The sequence below is a fragment of the Streptomyces sp. CO7 genome, assembly GCF_053474865.1.
The window spans coordinates 827,659-830,911 of sequence record NZ_JBRIOU010000002.1 but is presented as its reverse complement, the minus strand read 5'-3'; the positions used below and the strand labels follow the sequence as shown (position 1 = coordinate 830,911).

General features: G+C 71.9%; 3 protein-coding genes. 2 read left to right on the top strand and 1 reads right to left on the bottom strand.

Going from position 1 to position 3,253, the window contains the following annotated elements:
* Nucleotides 1-598: YeeE/YedE thiosulfate transporter family protein (locus tag ACOV8S_RS05760; RefSeq protein WP_448316443.1), on the top strand; the 598-nt coding region annotated here is incomplete at its 5' end.
* A gap of 335 nt (nucleotides 599-933) precedes the next feature.
* Nucleotides 934-1,635 (top strand): hypothetical protein, encoded by a 702-nt coding sequence (locus tag ACOV8S_RS05755; RefSeq protein WP_448316442.1) that lies wholly within the window; start codon nucleotides 934-936, stop codon nucleotides 1,633-1,635.
* A gap of 75 nt (nucleotides 1,636-1,710) precedes the next feature.
* Here the strand turns inward: ACOV8S_RS05755 and ACOV8S_RS05750 are convergent.
* Nucleotides 1,711-3,253: NCS1 family nucleobase:cation symporter-1 (locus ACOV8S_RS05750; RefSeq protein WP_448316441.1), on the bottom strand; the 1,543-nt coding region annotated here is incomplete at its 5' end.

Genomic DNA, 3,253 nt, shown 5'->3' with positions numbered 1-3,253 from the left:
GGTCCAGGCCCGCCGCAACCCGCCGCCGGTGGACGCGGTGCCCTCGGCGCGCGGCGCCCTGGCCCGCGCGGTGCGCGGCTCCTGGCCACTGGCGGCCGGCGCCCTGGTGCTGGCGGCCCTGGGCGGCGCGGTACTGCTCGTCTCCGGCGGGGCGTGGGGCATCACCAGCGCCTTCAGCCTCTGGGGATCCGAGCTGGTCGGCGCGCTGGGCGGGCACCCGGAGAACTGGACCTGGTGGCAGCGCCCCGGCAACGCGGAGATGCTCGCCGGTCCGGTACTGGCCGACAGGACGAGCCTGACGGACATCGGCATCATGGTCGGCGCCGCCCTCGCCGCCTCCCTCGGCGGCACGTGGGCCCTGCACCGCGGCATCCCCTGGCGCACGGCCGTGGCGGCGGTGCTGGGCGGCGTGCTGATGGGCATCGGCGCGCGCCTTGCGGGCGGTTGCAACATCGGCGCCTACCTGGCCGGCATCGCCTCCGGCAGCCTGCACGGCTGGCTGTGGGGAGCGTTCGCGCTCGGCGGCACCTGGATCGGCCTCAAGCTCCGCCCGCTGTTCGGCCTGGGCAACCCCAAGCCGGGCGACGGCGTCTGCTGACCGTCCACCGGGTCCCTCGGCCATCCCGCTCCGTGGCGTGGCCGAGGGGCGTCCGTGAAGTGGACGGGGGTCGCCCCGGGCCTCCGCGGTGGTTTCCGGCCTCCGCGGCGGTTTCCCGGGGCTCCGTGGGGTCTTCCCCGGGTCTTCGTGGGGTCTTCCCCGGGTCTTCGTGGGGTCTTCCCCGGGTCTTCGTGGAGTGGCCGGTTCCGCCCGCGGGCGGGCGTGACCGGTCGGCCACGGAGCGAGTTCAGACTTCCGTCGCGACGGAAACACGTGTTTGACTGGCGTTCGCCTGCCCCGGCAGGCTCCGCCGTCGTCTCCCAGAGAAGTGCGCCGTGCCTTTCAATCTGCCGCTCGCTCTCACTGTGCGCCTGATGCCGGTCGTCGTGCTCGCCTCCGCCGGCTGGGCGATGTCCGTCGGCCCCCTCGCCGACCCGCCCGAAGCGGCCGCCAGCGGCCAGGAGTCCACCTCGTCGGACTCCTCCTCGGACTCCGGCGACTCGGGTGAAGGGTCCGGGAAGGACGACGAGGAGCCGGGGAAGACGACGGACAAGGCGGAGAAGACGCACGAGAAGGCCCCGGACCCCTGCAAGGCGGTGTCCAAGAAGACCGTCACCTCACTGGTGCCCGGAAAGCTGACCACCGGTGAACTCGCGTCCACGGACAAGGACGTGCGCCGGATGTGTCAGTGGCACGCGTTGCAGGGGTACTCCTACCGCTGGCTGGACGTCTCCTTCGAGATCCGCCGCTCCACCGAGGACGCGGAGAAGGCCTTCGACCGCGTCGCCGACGGCAAGGGCGGCCCGTTCAAGGGACTCGGCGACGAGGCGTACTCGCTGAGCGCGGTCACCAGCGACAAGGGCAACAAGGTCCAGGAGACGGAACTGACCGTCCGTTCGGGCAACGCGATCGTCGTGGTGACGTACAACGGCGGCGACTTCGTCGACAAGACGACCCCGAGCGCGGACAAGATCCGCGACGGCGCGGCGAAGGCCGCCGGCGAGGCCCTCGCCGCCCTGGAGAAGCCGGCAGGCTGACCCCACGACGGATGCATCGCGAAGGTGCGCCGCGGATGTGCTGCCAGGGCAGCACATCCGCGGCGCACCTTCGCGTTACACCTTCTCCTGCCGGCGGGCGGCCACGGGGAGCATGAGGAGGAGGTGGAGGAGCATCGCCGTGCCCAGGCCGACCGCCCAGCCGTAGTCGGCGAGGCCGGACAGCGCCGGGAGGGGGCGGCCCTCGACCAGGGGCGCGAAGTCCGCGCCGCCGACCGCCAGGACACCGCCGGTCAGGAAGGCCACCACGGCCCGCCAGTTCCAGCCCCGGCTGTACCAGTAGGGTCCGCCCTCCCGGTACAGCCCCGGCAGGTCGAGCCGGGTGCGGCGCAGGATCCAGTAGTCGGCGATCAGGATGCCCGCCACCGTGCCGAGCAGTCCGGCCACCAGGCCCAGCCAGGTGAAGATGTAGCCCTGCGGGTCCTGGTACAGCTTCCACGGCATGATCAGCACCGCGATCACCGCCGTGGCCAGCGCCCCGGTGCGGAAACTGACGTGGCGGGGCGCGACGTTGGAGAAGTCGAAGGACGGTGAGACCAGATTGGCCGCGATGTTGACCGAGAGGGTCGCCACCAGCACCGTCACCAGCGCGAAGAGCAGTCCGACCACGCTGTCCACCTTGGCGGCGAGTCGCACCGGGTCCCAGATCGCCTCGCCGTAGACGGCCTGGGAGCCGGAGGTGACCATCACCGACAGGAAGGCGAACAGGGTCATCGTGGTCGGCAGGCCCAGCGCCTGTCCCCAGGTCTGCGCCCGCTGGCTCCTCCCGTAGCGGGTGAAGTCGGGGATGTTGAGGGAGAGCGTCGACCAGAAGCCGATCATGCCCATCAGCGCGGGCCCGAACAGCTTCCAGAAGTCGGCGTCCCAGCCCAGCCTCGACGGCTGGTCGAGCAGCGGCCCGAAGCCGCCCGCCTTGTCGCTCATCCACCACAGCATCACGAACGCGCCGACCAGCACGAAGGGCGCGGCCCAGTTCTCGAAGCGGCGGACGGTCTCCATCCCGCGGAAGATGATCGCCACCTGGAGCGCCCAGAACAGCGCGAACGACAACCAGAGCGTCCAGGGGTGGCCGCCGACGGACGCGGTGTCGGTCCAGCCCTCCCCGATCAGCTTTCCGGCGAGGAAGTAGATCGCCTCACCGCCGATCCAGGTCTGGATGCCGAACCAGCCGCAGGCCACCAACGCCCGCACCACGGCGGGCAGGTTGGCGCCCCGAATGCCGAACGAGGAGCGGGCGAAGACCGGGAAGGGGATGCCGTACTTGGGGCCGGCGTGACCGGTGAGCAGCATCGGCGCCAGGACGATCAGGTTGGCCAGGGCGATGGTGAACACCGCCTGTTTCCAGTCCATCCCGACCGCGATGAGCCCGGAGGCGAGGGTCCACGAGGCGGTGTTGTGGGCCATGCCGACCCACAGGGCGGAGAAGTTGTAGGTGGTCCAGGTCCGCCCCGCGGCCGGCACCGGCAGCAGGTCGGCGTTGGCGTAACGGCCGTCCGGGGGCGGCGCGTCGGGGGCGAGCTCCACCCTTCCGTCGGGCAGCGTGACCTGTCCGGCGGAGGGCGGTCGCGGGGGCGCGGCGGCGGGAGGCGCGGTGTCGGCC